At 68.7% G+C, this 15725-nt stretch carries 17 protein-coding genes and 2 pseudogenes; 12 read left to right on the top strand and 7 right to left on the bottom strand.

Annotation, left to right across the window (positions count from 1 at the left end; translation table 11 throughout):
* Positions 1 to 51: 51 nt before the first annotated feature.
* Positions 52 to 321, top strand: a pseudogene (locus OG331_RS41000) (transposase); the annotation flags it as partial.
* 20 nt (positions 322 to 341) lie between these two features.
* Here the strand turns inward: OG331_RS41000 and OG331_RS40995 are convergent.
* Both OG331_RS40995 and OG331_RS40990 read right to left on the bottom strand, forming a co-directional pair.
* Complete coding sequence (locus OG331_RS40995; RefSeq protein ID WP_406191923.1) at positions 342 to 2504, bottom strand: recombinase family protein; 2163 nt, start codon at positions 2502 to 2504, stop codon at positions 342 to 344.
* On the bottom strand, positions 2501 to 2629 hold the full coding sequence (locus tag OG331_RS40990; RefSeq protein WP_406191925.1) for a hypothetical protein: 129 nt from the start codon (positions 2627 to 2629) through the stop codon (positions 2501 to 2503). Before OG331_RS40990 ends, OG331_RS40995 begins: the two co-directional genes overlap by 4 nt.
* Before the next feature lie 174 nt (positions 2630 to 2803).
* Between OG331_RS40990 and OG331_RS40985 the strand changes: the two are divergent.
* Both OG331_RS40985 and OG331_RS40980 read left to right on the top strand, forming a co-directional pair.
* Positions 2804 to 2962 (top strand): annotated as a pseudogene (locus tag OG331_RS40985) (IS5/IS1182 family transposase); the annotation flags it as partial.
* A gap of 238 nt (positions 2963 to 3200) precedes the next feature.
* Positions 3201 to 4142, top strand: a complete 942-nt coding sequence (locus OG331_RS40980) for a GNAT family N-acetyltransferase (protein WP_406206473.1) — start codon at positions 3201 to 3203, stop codon at positions 4140 to 4142.
* Positions 4143 to 4289: 147 nt separating this feature from the next.
* Here the strand turns inward: OG331_RS40980 and OG331_RS40975 are convergent, their stop codons facing one another.
* Complete coding sequence (locus OG331_RS40975) at positions 4290 to 5060, bottom strand: transposase family protein (protein ID WP_406206470.1); 771 nt, start codon at positions 5058 to 5060, stop codon at positions 4290 to 4292.
* Positions 5061 to 5710: 650 nt separating this feature from the next.
* On the opposite strand from OG331_RS40975, the gene OG331_RS40970 reads away from it, so the two are divergent.
* On the top strand, positions 5711 to 6085 hold the full coding sequence (locus OG331_RS40970) for a hypothetical protein (RefSeq protein WP_406206467.1): 375 nt from the start codon (positions 5711 to 5713) through the stop codon (positions 6083 to 6085).
* 12 nt (positions 6086 to 6097) lie between these two features.
* Here OG331_RS40970 and OG331_RS40965 read toward each other — a convergent pair whose 3' ends face one another.
* Positions 6098 to 7606, bottom strand: coding sequence for a SulP family inorganic anion transporter (locus OG331_RS40965; RefSeq protein ID WP_406206464.1), 1509 nt, complete (start codon positions 7604 to 7606; stop codon positions 6098 to 6100).
* 417 nt (positions 7607 to 8023) lie between these two features.
* On the opposite strand from OG331_RS40965, the gene OG331_RS40960 reads away from it, so the two are divergent.
* On the top strand, positions 8024 to 8431 hold the full coding sequence (locus tag OG331_RS40960) for a MerR family transcriptional regulator (RefSeq protein WP_406206461.1): 408 nt from the start codon (positions 8024 to 8026) through the stop codon (positions 8429 to 8431).
* Positions 8432 to 8507: 76 nt separating this feature from the next.
* Here the strand turns inward: OG331_RS40960 and OG331_RS40955 are convergent, their stop codons facing one another.
* Positions 8508 to 8855: an alkylmercury lyase gene (locus OG331_RS40955; protein ID WP_406206458.1), complete on the bottom strand. Its 348-nt coding sequence runs from the start codon at positions 8853 to 8855 to the stop codon at positions 8508 to 8510.
* Between the two features lie 77 nt (positions 8856 to 8932).
* On the opposite strand from OG331_RS40955, the gene OG331_RS40950 reads away from it, so the two are divergent.
* From OG331_RS40950 to OG331_RS40940, 3 genes are all read left to right on the top strand, one after another.
* Positions 8933 to 9349 carry a heavy metal-responsive transcriptional regulator gene (locus tag OG331_RS40950; RefSeq protein ID WP_406206455.1) on the top strand — a complete coding sequence of 139 codons (417 nt, stop codon included), beginning with the start codon at positions 8933 to 8935 and terminating at the stop codon, positions 9347 to 9349.
* A 71-nt stretch (positions 9350 to 9420) separates the two neighbouring features.
* Positions 9421 to 9723: a DUF427 domain-containing protein gene (locus OG331_RS40945; RefSeq protein ID WP_406206453.1), complete on the top strand. Its 303-nt coding sequence runs from the start codon at positions 9421 to 9423 to the stop codon at positions 9721 to 9723.
* Positions 9720 to 10292, top strand: a complete 573-nt coding sequence (locus tag OG331_RS40940) for an SRPBCC family protein (RefSeq protein WP_406206450.1) — start codon at positions 9720 to 9722, stop codon at positions 10290 to 10292. The genes OG331_RS40945 and OG331_RS40940 overlap by 4 nt, the downstream gene beginning before the upstream one ends.
* A gap of 13 nt (positions 10293 to 10305) precedes the next feature.
* Here the strand turns inward: OG331_RS40940 and OG331_RS40935 are convergent, their stop codons facing one another.
* Complete coding sequence (locus tag OG331_RS40935; RefSeq protein WP_406206447.1) at positions 10306 to 10905, bottom strand: TetR/AcrR family transcriptional regulator; 600 nt, start codon at positions 10903 to 10905, stop codon at positions 10306 to 10308.
* Between the two features lie 102 nt (positions 10906 to 11007).
* Between OG331_RS40935 and OG331_RS40930 the strand changes: the two genes are divergently transcribed.
* Complete coding sequence (locus OG331_RS40930) at positions 11008 to 11655, top strand: peroxiredoxin-like family protein (protein WP_406206444.1); 648 nt, start codon at positions 11008 to 11010, stop codon at positions 11653 to 11655.
* A 260-nt stretch (positions 11656 to 11915) separates the two neighbouring features.
* On the opposite strand, the gene OG331_RS40925 is transcribed toward OG331_RS40930, so the two are convergent.
* Positions 11916 to 12503, bottom strand: a complete 588-nt coding sequence (locus OG331_RS40925) for a CDP-alcohol phosphatidyltransferase family protein (protein WP_406206441.1) — start codon at positions 12501 to 12503, stop codon at positions 11916 to 11918.
* Between the two features lie 337 nt (positions 12504 to 12840).
* Here OG331_RS40925 and OG331_RS40920 point away from each other — a divergent pair, with 337 nt between their 5' ends.
* From OG331_RS40920 to OG331_RS40910, 3 genes are read left to right on the top strand one after another with little or no spacing between them, the layout of a single operon-like run.
* The gene (locus tag OG331_RS40920; RefSeq protein WP_406206438.1) at positions 12841 to 13317 is read left to right on the top strand and encodes a MauE/DoxX family redox-associated membrane protein; all 477 of its coding nucleotides are present in this window, start codon (positions 12841 to 12843) and stop codon (positions 13315 to 13317) included.
* Complete coding sequence (locus OG331_RS40915) at positions 13314 to 14915, top strand: radical SAM protein (RefSeq protein WP_406206435.1); 1602 nt, start codon at positions 13314 to 13316, stop codon at positions 14913 to 14915. The genes OG331_RS40920 and OG331_RS40915 overlap by 4 nt, the downstream gene beginning before the upstream one ends.
* Positions 14912 to 15706, top strand: coding sequence for a class I SAM-dependent methyltransferase (locus OG331_RS40910; RefSeq protein ID WP_406206432.1), 795 nt, complete (start codon positions 14912 to 14914; stop codon positions 15704 to 15706). The genes OG331_RS40915 and OG331_RS40910 overlap by 4 nt, the downstream gene beginning before the upstream one ends.
* Positions 15707 to 15725 lie beyond the last annotated feature (19 nt).

The raw sequence follows: 15725 nt of genomic DNA, 5'->3' as shown, positions 1-15725 counted from the left end.
CACACATCACGCCAGGTCAGCAGCACGCGAGTCGAGCGAGCTCAAGATAAGGGCCGCAAACGGCACATCGTCACCGACACACTCGGCCTCCTGCTCGCCGTCGCCGTCACCGCCGCCAGCATCCACGACTCCACCGCCGGCACCCAGCTCCTGACGCACATCGCCGAACAGCATCCCACCGTCACCAAAGCCTGGGCCGACAACGGCTACAAGACCAAGGCCGTCGAACACGCCGCCCGCCTCGGCATCGACCTCGAGATCGTCCAACGCGACCCCGCAACCCGCGGATTCCACATCCAACCCCGCCGCTGGGTCATCGAGATCTGTCAAGCACAGTGCACTCATGGAGTCTGTTGCTCTGCTGTTTCGGCGGTCTCGGTCCAGATGCGGCGGCTGTACCAGCCGGGCGGACGGGTGCGGCGTTCGCGGAGTTCGGCGAGTTCTCGCTGGTCGGCGTGGGCAATGAGCCGGTGGGGCCAGTGGCTCTCCCGGCGGGTGGTGATCCAGCCGCGGTTGATCCAGGCGTAGAGGGTGGAGGTGGTCATGTTCAGCTCTGCGGCCAGGTGCTTGAGCCACCACTCGTCCGGGCCGGGCTCCTCGCCGGGTGGTGCGGGGCGGTGCTGGTGGACGCGGCCTGCGGGGCAGGCGAGGCGGCGCATGAGGTCGCGGACGGTGGCTGCGGAGATCCGTTTGCCGCCCTTCGCGGGCCGGAAGCCCTCGGCTTCCAGGCGGTCGGAGATCCCGCTGGCGCCGATGCCCTGGCCTGCGAGTTCGCGGATCCGATCGATCAGTTGCGGGTAGTAGCTGAGCTGTTCCAGCCGCTGGACCGGGCGGATCACCTCTCCCGCCGTAGTCGTCCCGCCGGCCCAGACGATCGTGACGTTCACCTGCTCGCTGGTGCCGTGCACGGTGACGACGACCTTGTCGGCGACCGCGCGGACGATCTCCTTGCGGTCCGCTGTCGTGGTGCTGTCCGCACGCCACAAGCCCTCGATGTCGCCTGCCAGAGCCGTGATGGTCTGCCGCTCGGCGGGCGTGAGGATGTGTGGGCTGCTGCGGGCGAAGCGGTCGTAGTCCTCGCCGAGCCGCTGCTGGGCGGCCAGGGCGATCTCCCATTCCTTCTCCAACTGGCGCACGACCAGGCGGTTCTCCGGTTCGGCGAGGTGGTGGCTGCGCCGTGCCCGGTCGGCGTCCTGCGCGGCGCGTTCCAGCCGCTGCGACCACAGCCGTTCCAGCTCGGCCCGCTCGGCCAGGACCTGGTCGGCCGCGCGCAGGGACACCTCGACGGCGGCGGGCGTCAGTGCCGCGAGAACCTGCTGCTCGACGAAGGCGTCCACACAGGCGGAGTTAAGTAGCTGGCAGCCCTTCTGCGCGCCGTAGTTGGTCAGGTCCCGGGCGCACACGTATTCGGGCAGGGCCTTGCTGTGCTGGGTGTGATAGCGCACACTCATGCGCCGGTTGCAGCGTCCGCAGTGCACGAGCCCGGCCGCGAGCGCGGGGCCGCCCCGGACCGCTCCCATGGCTTCGGCGCGGGCACGGTTGGCCGCGAGTTTCGCCTCGTTCGCCTCGAACTGGGCGATGGTGATGTAGGCGGGCAGGGCATTCGGGATCATCACATGCCATCCGTCCCGGGAGCGGACGACCCGTCCGGTGCTCGGCCGGGCCGGGTCCTGGCGGCGCGGGTCGACCCGGCGCCGTCCGTAGGCATAGATGCCGGCATAGGCGGGATTGTGCAGCAGAGTCTGCAGCGTCATCCGGTTCGGCCTGCGCCATTCCAGGGTGCCCTTGTCCGGCCCCTCCCGCAGCCGGATGCCCAACTGGACGTCGTGCTCGACGAGATAACGCAGCACACCGTGCAGCGTGCCGAGCCGTTCGAACTGCGCGAAGATCAGGCGGATCACGGTCTGCACCTGCTCGTCCGGATCGAGGGCCACCTCCCCGGACGGGCGGCGGACGTAACCGCTGGGCAGGGGGAAGGCCAGCTCGCCACGGCGGGCCTTGTTCAGGCGTCCACTCCACATCCGCTGCTTGATCAGGTGGAGTTCGGCCTCGCTCATCGTGCCCTTGAGCCCCAGCAGCAGCCTGTCGTTGTACTCGGCCGGGTCGTAGACCCCGTCGGTGTCCGCCAGTACCGCACCCGACAGGGCGCACAGCTCGATCAGCTGGTACCAGTCCCTGCCGGAGCGAGCCAGACGGGACATCTCGATCCCCACCACGAGACCGACGTGGTCCAGCCCGATCTCGGTGACCAGACGCTGGAAGCCGGTGCGGGCCACCGCACTCGACCCCGACTTGCCCAGATCCTCGTCGATCACCAGGACCCGGTCCGCCTGCCAGCCCAGCGCGACCGCCCGGTCCACCAGCGCGTACTGCAACCGGGTCGACTCCTGGTGGTCGACGAGCTGCTGGCGGGTGGACTGCCGGACATAGATCACCGCGAGTCGCTGCAGGTGACGGTCGTCGATCTTGCTGCCGGGCCGCTCCCACGGCATCACCGAGGTCATCGCCGGTCCCGCTCACTCGCCGTCGCGGCGGCCGACAACGCGCGGCTCGCCAGCCGCACCAACTGCCCCACCACCGCCTGCTGGCTCACCTCCGGCAGCGCCGCCCACACCTGCCCGTCCGGCACCACCGGAATCGTCGTCTTGGGCCGACGTCACTGTCGTCTCGCATGACGACCCGTTCCCCTCGTCACTCAGCCGGCCCCGCAACCGTCGGGCCACAGCGACCAACCGCTGCAGGCCCTCACGGCCGATTATCGGCGTCCGCTCACTACTTTGACTATCCATAAGCGCAGTGTGCTTGGGCGATAGAACGCACCCTCGGCTGGCTCATGCACCACCGCCGTCTCGCCCGCGACTACGAAACCCACCCCCACCGATCAGCAGCCATGATCCAACTCGCCGCCATCAACCTCATGACCCGCCGCCTCACCCACGAGACCACCCTCAACTGGCGCTAGCGGTGAGCCAAATGAAACAGACAACCAAGAATCAAACGCTCACTAAATCGCATGCGGATGAGACGTTGATCGTCTATACCTCCACGGCAGGGTCCCACGCCGTCTCGCGTGTTGCCCCCGCCGGCCAAGTAGCGGCGAGTCGGGTCAGCGGCCCGGTCGCCGAGCAGGCAGGAGGAGTGAAGAGACGGCGTCGTGCACCTGGTACAGGTACTCAACCTCGCTGCCTATGGAGCCTTACGTGACAAGTGACCTGATCTTCCGCCCCATTACCGGTCTGGAGGAGATCAAACTCTTCAATGCTCTGCCTGGCCCCTACAACGACCGTCTCGCAGAAGATCTCCAGAGCGGACATTGCAAATCTGACTGGATGTGGGTGGCCCTACGAGACGGCCGACCGGTGGCACGGGTCGGCTGGTGGTCCCGCAGCGGCATCAGGCCCCAAGTCATGGAAACCCTCGACATCGACGACGCCCACGGCGACCCGCTCCGGACAGACATCGGCGCGCATCTTCTGCGCACCGCCCTCACCGCGCTCTTCCCTGCGGGCACCCTGCCGCCCCCGTACGTTCTCCAGCCCCTCCTGGCGAATTGGAGAGACGACTCCACCACGGAACGTCGCATCAAAGACCGGATAGAGGTGGTGGAGCGCACCGGCGGCAAGATTTTCGTCGAGAGGCTCCGCTATCGCTGGACGTCCAGCACACCAGTGCCTTCACACCGTGGCAGCCTGACCTTCCGCCCGGTCAGCAGCGATGAGGAAGCGATCGATCTTCTCACTCGCATCCTTCCGGGCACACTGGATGCCTACAGCCAGGCCGACGTCGCCCGTTCCTCAGCCAACGACTATGCACGCGTGCAGTACCACGACGAACTGCTGAGCTATCCCAGTCCGCGTGCATGGTGGCGGATCGGGGTCCGCCCGGACGGCGAACCAATCGGCTTGGTTGTTCCGGCGCAAAGCCCGAACGGCTTCGTGATCGCCTACCTCGGCGTGATCGACGGCCACCGAGGCCAGGGCTTCGTCAACGACCTGCTCGCCGAAGGGACCCACCTGCTGGCTGCCCAGGGCGCCGAACGCGTCACCGCAGACACCGATCTGGGAAACCAACCGATGGCCCGGGCATTCGAGCGTGCCAGGTATGACAACTTCGCTGGGCGCATCGACATGCGCTGGGACTGAGTGGCCACCTCCCAACCTTCACCCTCGCCCCTCCCCTCAACCCTCTCGCCAACTGGCCACCGACCTTCGATTTGTGGGACATCCCTTAAAGGGTGTTGCACAAGGCTGTGTTTGGGCAGGTCGGAGTGCATGAACACAGTCTTCTGGTCATGATGCGAGGGCGAGGTTGTGCATGTGAGCGACGGCTTGGACGGCGTGATGGAGGCCGTCGCCGTGCTGTCGGCAGTCGCGAAGGATCTTGTAGTTCTTCATGCGTCCGATCACATGCTCCACCCGAGCACGCACCTTACGGTGGGCGGCGTTGTCCGCTTCTTCGCCTGCCAGCAGGGGCCGGCGCGGGCGTTTGCGGTGCGGCACGACCATCCCGCAGTTGAGGTAGGCGCCGTCGCCCAGGACGGTCACGTCCTGGCAGTGTTGAGCCAGGCCGGAGACACGCCAGGCATGGGCATCTGCGGTGGTGCCCGGTGCCGGTCGTGCGGCTGCGATCACGAGGCGGGTGTCGGCGTCGACGATGACCTGCACGTTTGCTGAGAAACGGTAGTTGCGGCTGGACGCACCGACCTGCCGGTCGCGGACGGGGATCAGAGTTCCGTCCACGATCCACAGCCGATCCGCGGCGTCGGCCGGACGGGAGACGGGCTCGAGCGCCAGCAGCGGACCGAGACGTTGGATCACCCGGCACGCAGTGGACGAGGACACTCCGAAAAGCGGTCCCAGTTGCCGCATCGTCAAGTTCGTCCGGTAGTACACCGCGACCAGCAGCACCCGCTCCGCCAGCGGCAGGCTCCACGGCCGGCCCTGCATCGTGCCGTTGCCACCGCGCTCCCGCACTGCCTTGAGCAACCGCGAAAACTGCGTCAACCGCAGTCCCGTGAACGTCTCCACCCACACCCGTTCAGCACTCAACACCCCGGCCATATAAGGGAGATGCCCAGCTCAGAGGGTTGTGCAACACCCTTTAGGGGAGTCGAACCCCTGACATCCGTCGCGCAAAGGGGGCCTTCGCGTCCCAGGCGGGAGGCTCACCTGCATCCGGGCGCTGGCCGGAACTGCCATAGCAATCACCAGGGCCGCCAGTCCGCCGATGACCCGAACCGGGCGGGGATGCGTCGTTGAGGCGGTATGCGACGTAGTCCAAGGTCACGGTGCCGAAGGGCACGGTGGCGCTCCTCGTGGCCGCTGGCGAGATCCGGGAGGGCGCAGGCATGCGCCAGATCCGAAACGCCCCATTCACGAGACCTACCGGCTGGCACACTGCGCCATCAGGCTCGGGTGGGGGGCGAAGCCGCTGGGCCTTGCCCAGAGCCCGGATCGGCCGGCGCGACCGCCGCTGCCTGTCCCAGCCCAGATCCTGAAACGCAGCATGCCGGACGCATGGATCACGGGACGGGAGACGCCGAGGCAATCGGCGAGATCTAGGTCCTGTCGTCACATGCCCGGCCGCATCAGGAAGGATGCGAGGGAACGGGGCTTGGTAGGACGAGGCTGCGATGCTTCCTCGTGGCTCACCGTGAATACTGTTCCGAATTGCCATCACGCTGGGAGGAACATTGACCGTCGCCAAGCTCTTGAGACCCACCCTCGCCGCCACGCTCCTGGTCTCGGTCACCGCCTGCGGTGCGTCGTCCGTGCCGGACGTCTCGGCGAGCACCGCGACCACATCGGGGGCCGCCGAGACGCATCGCTCGGCAAACCCCGAGCCGGTCACCGCCACCATGCCGGATGTCATCGGTGGCAACGCCGGGCGTGCATACGAGCAAATGGGCTCCAAACTCGACATGACCTTCAAGGACGCGAGCGGGCAGGGCCGTCCGGTGGACGATCCGGCGGCGTGGAAGATCTGCAACTCGCAGCCGGGACCGAACCAGCAGATCACCGGTTACCCGGTGGTCTTCGGCGTGGTGAGAGTTTCGGAGAGCTGCACGGATGAGGTGCCGGAGTGACACGACAGTTGGTCAGTTGCTGCTGCTGAGTTCGCCGCTGAGTGTCTTGTGGATGCGGGCGCTGGGTTCGTTCAGGCCGGTGATCTCTACGGTCTTGCCGCGCTGGGCGTACTTGGTCTCGATGGCGTCCAGGGCGGCGACGGAGGAGGCGTCCCAGATGTGGGCGGCGGACAGGTCGATGACGACCTTGTCGGGGTCGCCCGCGTAGTCGAACTGGCCGACGAGGCCGTTGGATGAGGCGAAGAACAGCTCGCCCGTGACCCGGTAGACGACCGTGGCATGGTCGGGGTCGGTGACGGCGGTGACCTCGGCGAGGTGGGCGACCCGCTTGGCGAAGATGACCATCGCGGTGACCGAGCCGACGACGACACCGATGGCGAGGTTGTGGGTGGCGACCACGCACGCGACGGTGACCACCATGACGGTGATCTCCCCAGCCGGCATCCGCTTGAGGGTCTTCGGCGCGATGGAGTGCCAGTCGAAGGTGGCGGCCGACACCATGACCATGACGGCGACGAGCGCGGCCATGGGGATGTCGGAGACGACCGGTCCGAAGACGATGCACAGCACCATCAGGAACGCGCCCGCCAGGAACGTCGACAGCCGGGTACGGGCACCGGACACCCGCACGTTGATCATCGTCTGGCCGATCATCGCGCAGCCGCCCATGCCGCCGAAGAAGCCGGTGACGATGTTGGCGACGCCCTGCCCGACGGACTCGCGGTTCTTGGAGGAGTGGGTGTCGGTGATCTCGTCGACCAGCTTGGCGGTCATCAGCGACTCCATAAGGCCGACCAACGCCATGGCGAGCGCGTATGGGGCGACGGTCGTCAGGGTGTCGAGGGTGAACGGCACGTCCGGCAGGCCCGGCACGGGGAGGGAGGACGGCAGGTCGCCCTTGTCGCCCACGGTCGGCACCGCGATGCCGGCCGCGATGGTGATGACCGTGAGGATGACGATCGACACCAGCGGCGCCGGGATCACCTTGGTGACCTTGGGGAAGAACACCATCAGCCCCAGCCCGGCCGCGATCAGCGGATAGACCGGCCAGGGTACGTCCGTCATCTCCGGCACCTGCGCCATGAAGATGAGGATGGCAAGGGAGTTGACGAACCCGACCATCACGCTGCGCGGCACGAACCGCATCAGCTTGGCGACACCGAGCGCGCCGAGGACGATCTGGAAGACGCCGGCCAGGATGACGGCGGCGACGAGGTAGCCGAAGCCGTGCTCGCGGTTGAGCGGGGCGATGACCAGGGCGACGGCACCGGTGGCCGCGGAGATCATGGCCGGGCGGCCGCCGACGATCGCGATGGTCACGGCCATGGTGAACGAGGCGAACAGGCCGACCGCCGGGTCGACCCCGGCGATGATCGAGAACGAGATCGCCTCCGGGATCAGCGCCAGGGCGACCACGAGACCGGCCAGCACCTCGGTGCGCAGCACCTTCGGGTTGGACAGCCAGGACGGACGTCGGGAGCCGCGCAGCCACGCGGCTGGGGACAGGGCTGAGGAAGACAAGACGAAAGGAACCTGTCGTGCTCGGGCACACCCGGCATCACGGCGGGCGCACAGGGAGGCGTGGAGCACCGGCACGGTCCTCCACGAAGTCCGCGAGCGGTGCGGACCGAAGTCAGGGGCGGCAGCGAAGCGACCCACGAGGGAATCGAGTGCTGCTCGGGGGCGAAGGCTCACGGCGGGCAGACAGCGGCGACGCCGGGCATCACGGACATGCGCACGCTCTCTCCTGCGGACAACGGTCCTCGCCGGGGGCTTCGTCGGCCCCGACACGGCTGATGGTCACGGGACGGCATCCCGCACCACGGTAACCGGCACGGCAGGCAGCCTCCCCAAACCGACGCAACTCTACCCTAACGTTAGAGTAGAGATCAGCGACGACCGCCCCGGCCGCAGTAAGAGACAAGGAATGCACCCCGCGTGAGCAGCGAGCACATGCAGATCGGCGAGGTCGCCGCACGGACCGAGCTGTCGCTGCGCACCATCCGGCACTACGAGGAGACCGGCCTCGTCATCCCCTCTGCCCGCTCCCAGGGCGGCTTCCGCCTCTACACGGGGGCCGAGGTCGCCCGCCTGATGGTCATCCGCCGAATGAAGCCGCTCGGCTTCACTCTTGAGCAGATGCGTGACCTGCTTGAGGCCACCGACCGTCTCGACAGCGACCAGCTGACGCCGGACGAGCGAAAGGAACTGCTGGAGCGCATCCGCACGTACGAGCAGGGCGCCACGGAGCAGGTGGAGAGGCTGCGTGTCCAGTTGGCGCGGGCCGAGGAGTTTGCGGGGACACTACGCGGGCGCCTGGCGCGGGGCCGGCACGCCGGGGCGTAAGGAGCGCGGACGGAGGCGGCCGACCCCTTTACGCGCGCGGCACCGTGCCCGTCACATCACTTCTTCACAAGGCACCTCACTCCTCCCCGTGCAGCTCGGCCAAGCCGCTAGCCGCCAACGCCCGTCGCAGCTCTGTGACCGAGGGGGCGCCGTCGGTCGTGCCGTCGCCGTGGTGATAAAGCCTGCACGACAGGCTCGACCGGAGGTCCTCGTGGGCGAACGGGTCGGAGCCGTCCACCAGCACGGTGGGTGAGCCGTTCATCCCCCGCAGTGCGGCCTCTTCCGCATCTGCCACCTCTACCCAGTCCACCGGCACCGCCCGGCCCGCGAGGGCAGCGGCGATCCGCTCGCGCATGACCGGCGCGTTCGGGCAGTCTGGAACCGTCAGCACTGTGATCCGTACGTCGGCGTCCCTCGGGTTCATGGCGCGACACCTCCTGGCTGCTTGTGGGGACCGTAGACCTTCCAGCGCACTGGAAGGTCAAGGGCTAGCCTGGAGGCATGCGTATCGGCGACCTCGCCGCCACCAGCGGGCTGACCACGAAGGCAATCCGCTTCTACGAGCAAGCCGGGCTGCTGCCGGAGCCACCCCGTACCCCGGGCGGCTACCGCGACTACCCGGAGCGGACCACGCAGCGCCTCGCGTTCATCCGCGACGCCCAGGGCGCCGGGCTCACCCTCGCCGAGATCCGTTCCGTCCTGGCGCTGCGCGACGCCGGAGCCTCCCCCTGCACACACGTCACAGCGCTTATCGACCGGCACCTCGCCGACATCGACCGGCGCCTGGCCGAACTGCGCGAGACCCGCACCGCGTTGCGCGCACTGGACGAAGGGGCGGCCGCAACCGACCCGGTCGAGTGCACGGACGCCGACATCTGCCGCATCCTGGTCGGGACGAACAGTGAGCGCCGTTACTGAGCCGCACTCCCGCTCGCGCGTAGCGTTCCGGAGATGAGGGACCTGCCCCGCGCATGACGAGGAGCCCAGTAATGCTGCGCGCAGTATGGAACGGCACCGTGATCGCGGAAGCCCCGCGCACCGTGATCGTCGAGGGCAACCACTACTTCCCGCCCGAGGCACTGCACCGCGAGTACTTCACCGAGACCCGCAGCCGGTCGCTGTGCTTCTGGAAGGGGCTCGCCCGCTACTACGCCGTCACGGTCAGCGGGCGGACCAACCGGAACGCGGCCTGGTACTACCCGCACCCGAGCCCGCTCGCCCACCGGATCAAGAACCACGTCGCGTTCTGGCAGGGCGTGACGGTCGAGGGCGAGCCGGAGGGCAGGTCGTGAGTGGCCGCCGACTGGTCCGCACGGCGGCCTGGGCGGCGACCGCGACGGTCGCGACGGTCGGCGGATATGCCGGGTTGGTCAGCGGGGCACTGCCCGTCGACCTCGGCGTGGGCCGACGCCTCAGACCGCTCGGGCCGCAGGCCCTGGACATCGCGGCGCCCCGGGACGTCGTCTTCGACGTGATCGCACAGCCGTACCTGGGGCGCGCCACCCGGACCATGCAGGAGAAGGTGCGGGTACTGGAGCGCGGCAGCGACATGGTGCTGGCTGCCCACGTCACGCCAACAGGCGGGCGGTGGAAGGCGGTGACCGTGGAGACCGTGCGGTTCAGTCGGCCCGAGCGCGTCGGCTTCCGCCTCGTGCGTGGCCCGGTCCCGTACGTCGTCGAGTCGTTCGCCCTGACCGAACTGCCCACGGGCACCCGCCTGTTGTACGAAGGGGAGCTGGGCACCGATCTGTGGCGGGTCGGGGCCTGGTGGGGTGGGAAGGTGGCCGCCCGCTGGGAGGCGGCCGTCGCCGGATCCCTCGCCGTGGTCAAGGAGGAGGCGGAGCGCAGGGCCCGGCGCTGACCGGCGAGAGCCGTCAGGGGGCCGCCGGGCCACCGAGCGAGGCGAGGGCTGCGGTCACCGTCCTGCCCAGGTCGCGTGCGTCCGCTCCGGCGCGGGAACGCAGGTTGACGCCATACGCGAGCAGTGCCAGCAGGTCGGCGCAGGCACCGGGGTCGCAGGCGGCGGCGAGTTGTCCGTAGCCATGGGCGGTGACGAGCGCCGCGTACATCGCGTCCCGCAACTCCTGGTGATGCCGGTCCAGTACGGCGCGCACCTCGGGATCACCATTCTCGGCCCCGGCATGCGCGTTGGAGACCATGCAGCCCCAGCGGGCGTACTTGCCCGAGCAGCGCGCCTCGATCAGGCCGGCGAAGAACTCGGCGATGGCGGGCAGCCCCCGCTCGTCCTCCGCGAGGCGCCGGAACATCGGCTGAGACCTGTGCTCCATGTAACGCCGTAGCGCGGCGAGGTAGAGCTCCTGCTTGCCGCCGAACGTGGCGTACAGGCTGGAGCGGTTGAGCCCGGTCGCGGTCACAACATCCTGGATGCCGGTCGACGCCACGCCCTGCCGCCAGAACAGCCGCACCACGGCCTCCAGGGCCGTGTCCGGGTCGAAGTGCTTGATATCCGGCATGCCTCACCCGCCATCTCGAAACGAGGGTTCCAGGATACTTCCGCCGCCGCCATCTTGGAACGGTCGTTCCGAGTTGAGTCGTGACCCAGGAGGACCATCGCCATGCCCCTCAACGCCGAGCTGCGCTCCTTCTACGAAGCCCGCCAGCAGCAGATCCCCGCCGAGATACGCGAGATCATGCGCCGGGCGGGACAGGAACTGGCCGACTCCGGCCAGGCCGACCACGCCCTGACCGTCGGCGCGCAGGCCCCCCGCTTCACCCTCCCCACGGCGACCGGACAAACCCTGTCCCTGGACGACCTGCTGGCCGAGGGCCCCGTCGTGCTGACGTTCTACCGCGGTGCCTGGTGCCCGTACTGCAATATCGCCCTGCGCGCCCTCCAGCAGCACCACGACGCGATCACCGCACGCGGCGCCCGCCTGGTGGCCGTCTCCCCGCAGATCCCCGACGAGTCCCTCTCCCTGACCGAGAAGCACAGCCTCGCCTTCGACGTCCTCAGCGACGTCGGCTCGGACACCGCCAAGCAGTACGGCCTTGCCTTCGACCTTCCCGACGACCTCGCCGCCGTCTACGACAAGCTCGGCTTCGACCTCCAGCGCGTCAACGGCGGCCACCCGCGCATGCTCCCCCTGCCCGCCACCTACGTCATCGACCGCGACGGCGTAATCCGCTGGGCGTTCGCCGACACCGACTACACCCGCCGCGCCGAACCCGCCGACATCCTCGCCGCCCTCGACGCCCTGGACTGACCTACCAGGGCAGCGGTCAAATCACGACCGTGAGCGGGTCCGCATGCGCTGTGCGCGTCCGTCCGTCCTCCGCGGGAGGACGGACGGTGGAAGGTCTTCATCGGCACCGTGATCGGACCCCGAACGGGCAAACCGCCCGCCGCGCAAGTCGGCCGCCTCGCGGCCGAGCGACCTCAGCAGGCATTCCGGCCCGTTCGGCCTCCCGCCGCGCGCCGTCCGCATTACCGGTGCCTGCGGGCCTGCAACGAGCCGAAGGCGGATCAGTCAGGGGACGTGGCAGCTCTGGGACCGCGGCGCAGAACGTGCCGCACGGCGACCACGGCCTGCATCGCGGCGGCCGGACGCAACAGCGCCGGCCGGGGCCTGTCGGGCATCCTGCCGCGACGGATGCCGACGGCGGTGACCGCGGCCACGGGCACGATCCATGCCGCGAGCGCCGCGGCCCGCACCACACGGCTGGGTTCGTGCCGCAGTACGAGCCAGGTCCAGAAGGCGGCGTCGGCGAGGGAGTCTGCGTAATCACCGAACGGGGACACAGTGCCCTGGCGGCGGGCCAAGCGGCCGTCGGCCACGTCGAGGGCGATCGCCAGCAGGCCCGACCAGCGGCTCCCCCCGAGGGCGGTGGCGGGGAGATTGCCTCGCAACAGGGTGATCACATCAGCCCCGGAGAGCTGGTCGCGCTTCTCCAGCAGGCCCAGATGCAGGACGGTGAGAGTCCAGCTGGTGGCCACCCACGTCCGGGCTCCGGGGCCTCGGGCGGGCGTGAACAGTAGCCCGTGCAGGGCGCCGGCCTGCGCGAACGCACACGGATGCCGGGTCGCCTGCCGCAGTGACCGGTGAGCGGCCATACGCAGGAAGCACCCGACGGCACCCGGTCTCCACCGACCGTTGCGGAGTATCTCCAGCAAGGCGTCGGTCGCCGCACGGCTGTCGGCAAACTCATATACGGGTACGGACACGGCGTTGCGGTCCTTCCTGGTGCCCGACGTGTGCTGATCTCACCGTAGGCGGCCGTCCCGGCGGGGGAACGTGAGCACGCACACCGATCCGCGCGCCGGTCGGCCGTGGCGTCGTACCCGATCATGAGGCGCCGCGATGTCGACGGGCCCGGCAGGTTCGAGGCCCGGCAGACTCGGTGAGCGCGCTTACAGTTCCCGGCTGCTGTACGGCCGTAGCGTCGTGGGCATGGTGCTACGGCTCGTGCTGGGCGCGATCTACGCGGCGATGGGGATCGGTCAGCTCGCCTCTCTGGGCGAGATGCCGGCCGTCCTCGGCGCGTACGGCCTGGTGCACGGTGCCGCCGCGACGCTGCTGACCATGTCGTTGATTGTCGGCGAGTTGGTGTGCGGGGTGTGGTTCCTTGCCCGGCCGAGGTCGACGGCGATCGCCCCGGTGGGGGTGTACACGGCCGTGGCACTGGTGTGGAGCGGGCTGGCTGTGCAGGCATTCGTGCGCGGGCTGACGGTGGTCAACTGCGGCTGTTTCGGGAGCTACCTAGCCCAGCGGCTCGGCTGGTTCGTGCTGGTCCAGGACGCGCTGGCCCTGCTGTATGCCGCTGTGCTGCTGCGTGGCGCCCGCCGATCCCGTGCCCGGCCTGCCCGGCACGAGAGCACCGGTGACCAGACGTACGACCACGGCGAAGCGAAGGCGAGGAGACGATGACGGTGAACCATCCGGCACGACCGGTCACGTCGCCGGCGGCAGACGGCAGCCCAGCGAAGCAGGACCGAGAGGAGGTGTTCATCGAGTTCACCAAGTCGATCTGCCCGATGTGCAAGACGCCGGTCGACGCGCAGGTCAACATCCGCGAGAGCAAGGTCTATCTGCGTAAACGCTGCCGCGAGCACGGCGAGTTCGAGGCGCTAGTGTACGGGGACGCCGAGGAATACCTGTCGTCGGCCCGCTTCAACAAGCCCGGCACCATCCCTCTCACCTTCCAGACCGAGGTACGAGACGGCTGCCCGTCGGACTGCGGGCTGTGCCCGGAGCACAAGCAGCACGCCTGCCTGGGGATCATCGAGGTCAACACCGGCTGCAACCTGGACTGCCCGATCTGCTTCGCCGACTCCGGGCACCAGCCGGACGGTTACTCGATCACCCATGAGCAGTGCGAGCGCATGCTCGACACTTTCGTCGCCTCCGAGGGCGAGGCGGAGGTGGTGATGTTCTCCGGTGGGGAACCCACCATCCACAAGCACATCCTCGACTTCATCGACCTCGCCCAGGACCGCCCCATCAAGAACGTCACCCTCAACACCAACGGCATCCGCCTCGCCACCGACAAGAACTTCGTCGCCGAACTCGGCAAGCGCAATCAGGTGTCGGGCAAGTCGGTGAACATCTACCTGCAGTTCGACGGCTTCGACGAGCGCACCCACCTGGAGATCCGGGGCCGTGACCTGCGTTCGTTCAAACAGCGGGCCCTGGACAACTGCGCCGAAGCAGGGCTGACCGTCACCCTCGTCGCCGCGGTCGAGCGCGGCCTGAACGAGCACGAACTCGGGGCGATCATCGAGTACGGCATCGACCACCCTGCCGTCCGCTCGGTGGCGTTCCAGCCGGTCACCCACTCCGGCCGGCATGTGGAGTTCGACCCGCTGAACCGGCTCACCAACCCCGACGTCATCAAGCTCATCAACGCCCAGCGACCGCAGTGGTTCGCCAAGGGCGACTTCTTCCCCGTGCCCTGCTGCTTCCCCACCTGCCGCGCCGTCACCTACCTCCTCGTGGACGGCGAACCAGGCAACCGCACGGTCGTGCCCGTCCCCCGCCTGCTGAACGTCGAGGACTACCTCGACTACGTCACCAACCGCGTCCTGCCGGACGCCGACATCCGGGAGGCGCTGGAGAAACTCTGGTCCGCCTCCGCGTTCATGGGCACCGCCACTACCGAAGAGAAGCTCCGCGCCACCGCCGAGGCCCTGGACTGCGCAGACGCCTGCGGTATCGACCTGCCCACCGCCGTACGGGACCTGAACGACAAGGCGTTCATGATCGTCGTACAGGACTTCCAGGACCCCTACACCCTCAACGTCAAGCAGCTGATGAAGTGCTGCGTCGAGGAGATCACCCCCGACGGGCGGCTGATCCCGTTCTGCGCCTACAACTCCGTCGGCTACCGCGAGCAAGTCCGGGCCCAGATGTCGGGCGTGCCAGTCGCGGACGTGGCGCCGAACGCACTGCCGCTCGCGGACAGGCTCACCCCGACACCGTACGGCTCGAAGACCGTCCGTACCCAGGCGGAGGGGGAGCGGTCATGAACAGCGACGAGGTCAAAGCCTGCTGTGCCGACGCCTACGCGAAAGATGTCGTCGCCCTCCTGCTCGGCGACTCCTATCACCCCGGCGGCACCGCCCTGACCCGCCGCCTCACCGACCACCTCCACCTGACCGCGGACAGCCGGGTCCTGGACGTGGCCTCGGGCCGGGGCACGACCGCACTCCTGATCGCCGACGCCTACGGGGTGCGCGTGGACGGCGTGGACTACTCCCCCGCCAACACCGCCCTCGCCCAAGGAGCCGCCCAGGCGGCGGGATTGGCGGAGCGCGCTGTCTTCACCACCGGTGACGCGGAACACCTGCCCTACCCGGACGGCGCGTTCGACGCGGTGGTGTGCGAGTGCGCGCTGTGCACCTTCCCCGACAAGGCGAAGGCCGCCGCCGAGTTCGCCCGGGTCCTGAAACCCGGCGGCCGTGTCGGCATCACCGATGTCACCGTCACCACCGACCGGCTGCCGCCCCAACTCTCCACGCCCGCCGCGCGGATCGCCTGCGTCGCCGATGCCCGGACGCCGGCCGAGTACGCCGCGATCCTGTCGGCCGCAGGGCTGCGTACCTTGCGCACCGAGCGCCACGACCAAGCAATGCTGCGGATGATCGACCAGATCGAGGCCCGGCTGAACCTGCTCCGGCTGACTGCGGCGGACCGGCTCGCCGCTTCCGGTCTGGACATCGACGCGGCCCCGGCCGTCCTGGACGCGGCCCGCACCGCCGTTTCGGACAGCACCCTCGGCTACGCCCTCCTCGTCGCGGAGAAGTCCTCCGCACCATAGGCACGCTCGCCTGCTGTTC

It is taken from the genome of Streptomyces sp. NBC_01017 (assembly GCF_045162795.1).
In the GTDB taxonomy this organism is placed as follows: Bacteria; Actinomycetota; Actinomycetes; order Streptomycetales; family Streptomycetaceae; genus Streptomyces; species Streptomyces machairae.
This window is presented reverse-complemented; position numbering and strand designations above follow the sequence as displayed.

Bases quoted from the DNA above. Each gene is read 5' to 3' on its own strand.
- OG331_RS40910 (WP_406206432.1), top strand. From the start codon at position 14,912: ATGAACAGCGACGAGGTCAAAGCCTGCTGTGCCGACGCCTACGCGAAA.
- OG331_RS40925 (WP_406206441.1), bottom strand. From the start codon at position 12,503: ATGGCCGCTCACCGGTCACTGCGGCAGGCGACCCGGCATCCGTGTGCG.
- OG331_RS40915 (WP_406206435.1), top strand. From the start codon at position 13,314: ATGACGGTGAACCATCCGGCACGACCGGTCACGTCGCCGGCGGCAGAC.
- OG331_RS40920 (WP_406206438.1), top strand. From the start codon at position 12,841: ATGGTGCTACGGCTCGTGCTGGGCGCGATCTACGCGGCGATGGGGATC.
- OG331_RS40955 (WP_406206458.1), bottom strand. From the start codon at position 8,855: ATGAACCCGAGGGACGCCGACGTACGGATCACAGTGCTGACGGTTCCA.
- OG331_RS40995 (WP_406191923.1), bottom strand. From the start codon at position 2,504: ATGACCTCGGTGATGCCGTGGGAGCGGCCCGGCAGCAAGATCGACGAC.
- OG331_RS40975 (WP_406206470.1), bottom strand. From the start codon at position 5,060: ATGGCCGGGGTGTTGAGTGCTGAACGGGTGTGGGTGGAGACGTTCACG.
- OG331_RS40950 (WP_406206455.1), top strand. From the start codon at position 8,933: ATGCGTATCGGCGACCTCGCCGCCACCAGCGGGCTGACCACGAAGGCA.
- OG331_RS40945 (WP_406206453.1), top strand. From the start codon at position 9,421: ATGCTGCGCGCAGTATGGAACGGCACCGTGATCGCGGAAGCCCCGCGC.
- OG331_RS40930 (WP_406206444.1), top strand. From the start codon at position 11,008: ATGCCCCTCAACGCCGAGCTGCGCTCCTTCTACGAAGCCCGCCAGCAG.
- OG331_RS40935 (WP_406206447.1), bottom strand. From the start codon at position 10,905: ATGCCGGATATCAAGCACTTCGACCCGGACACGGCCCTGGAGGCCGTG.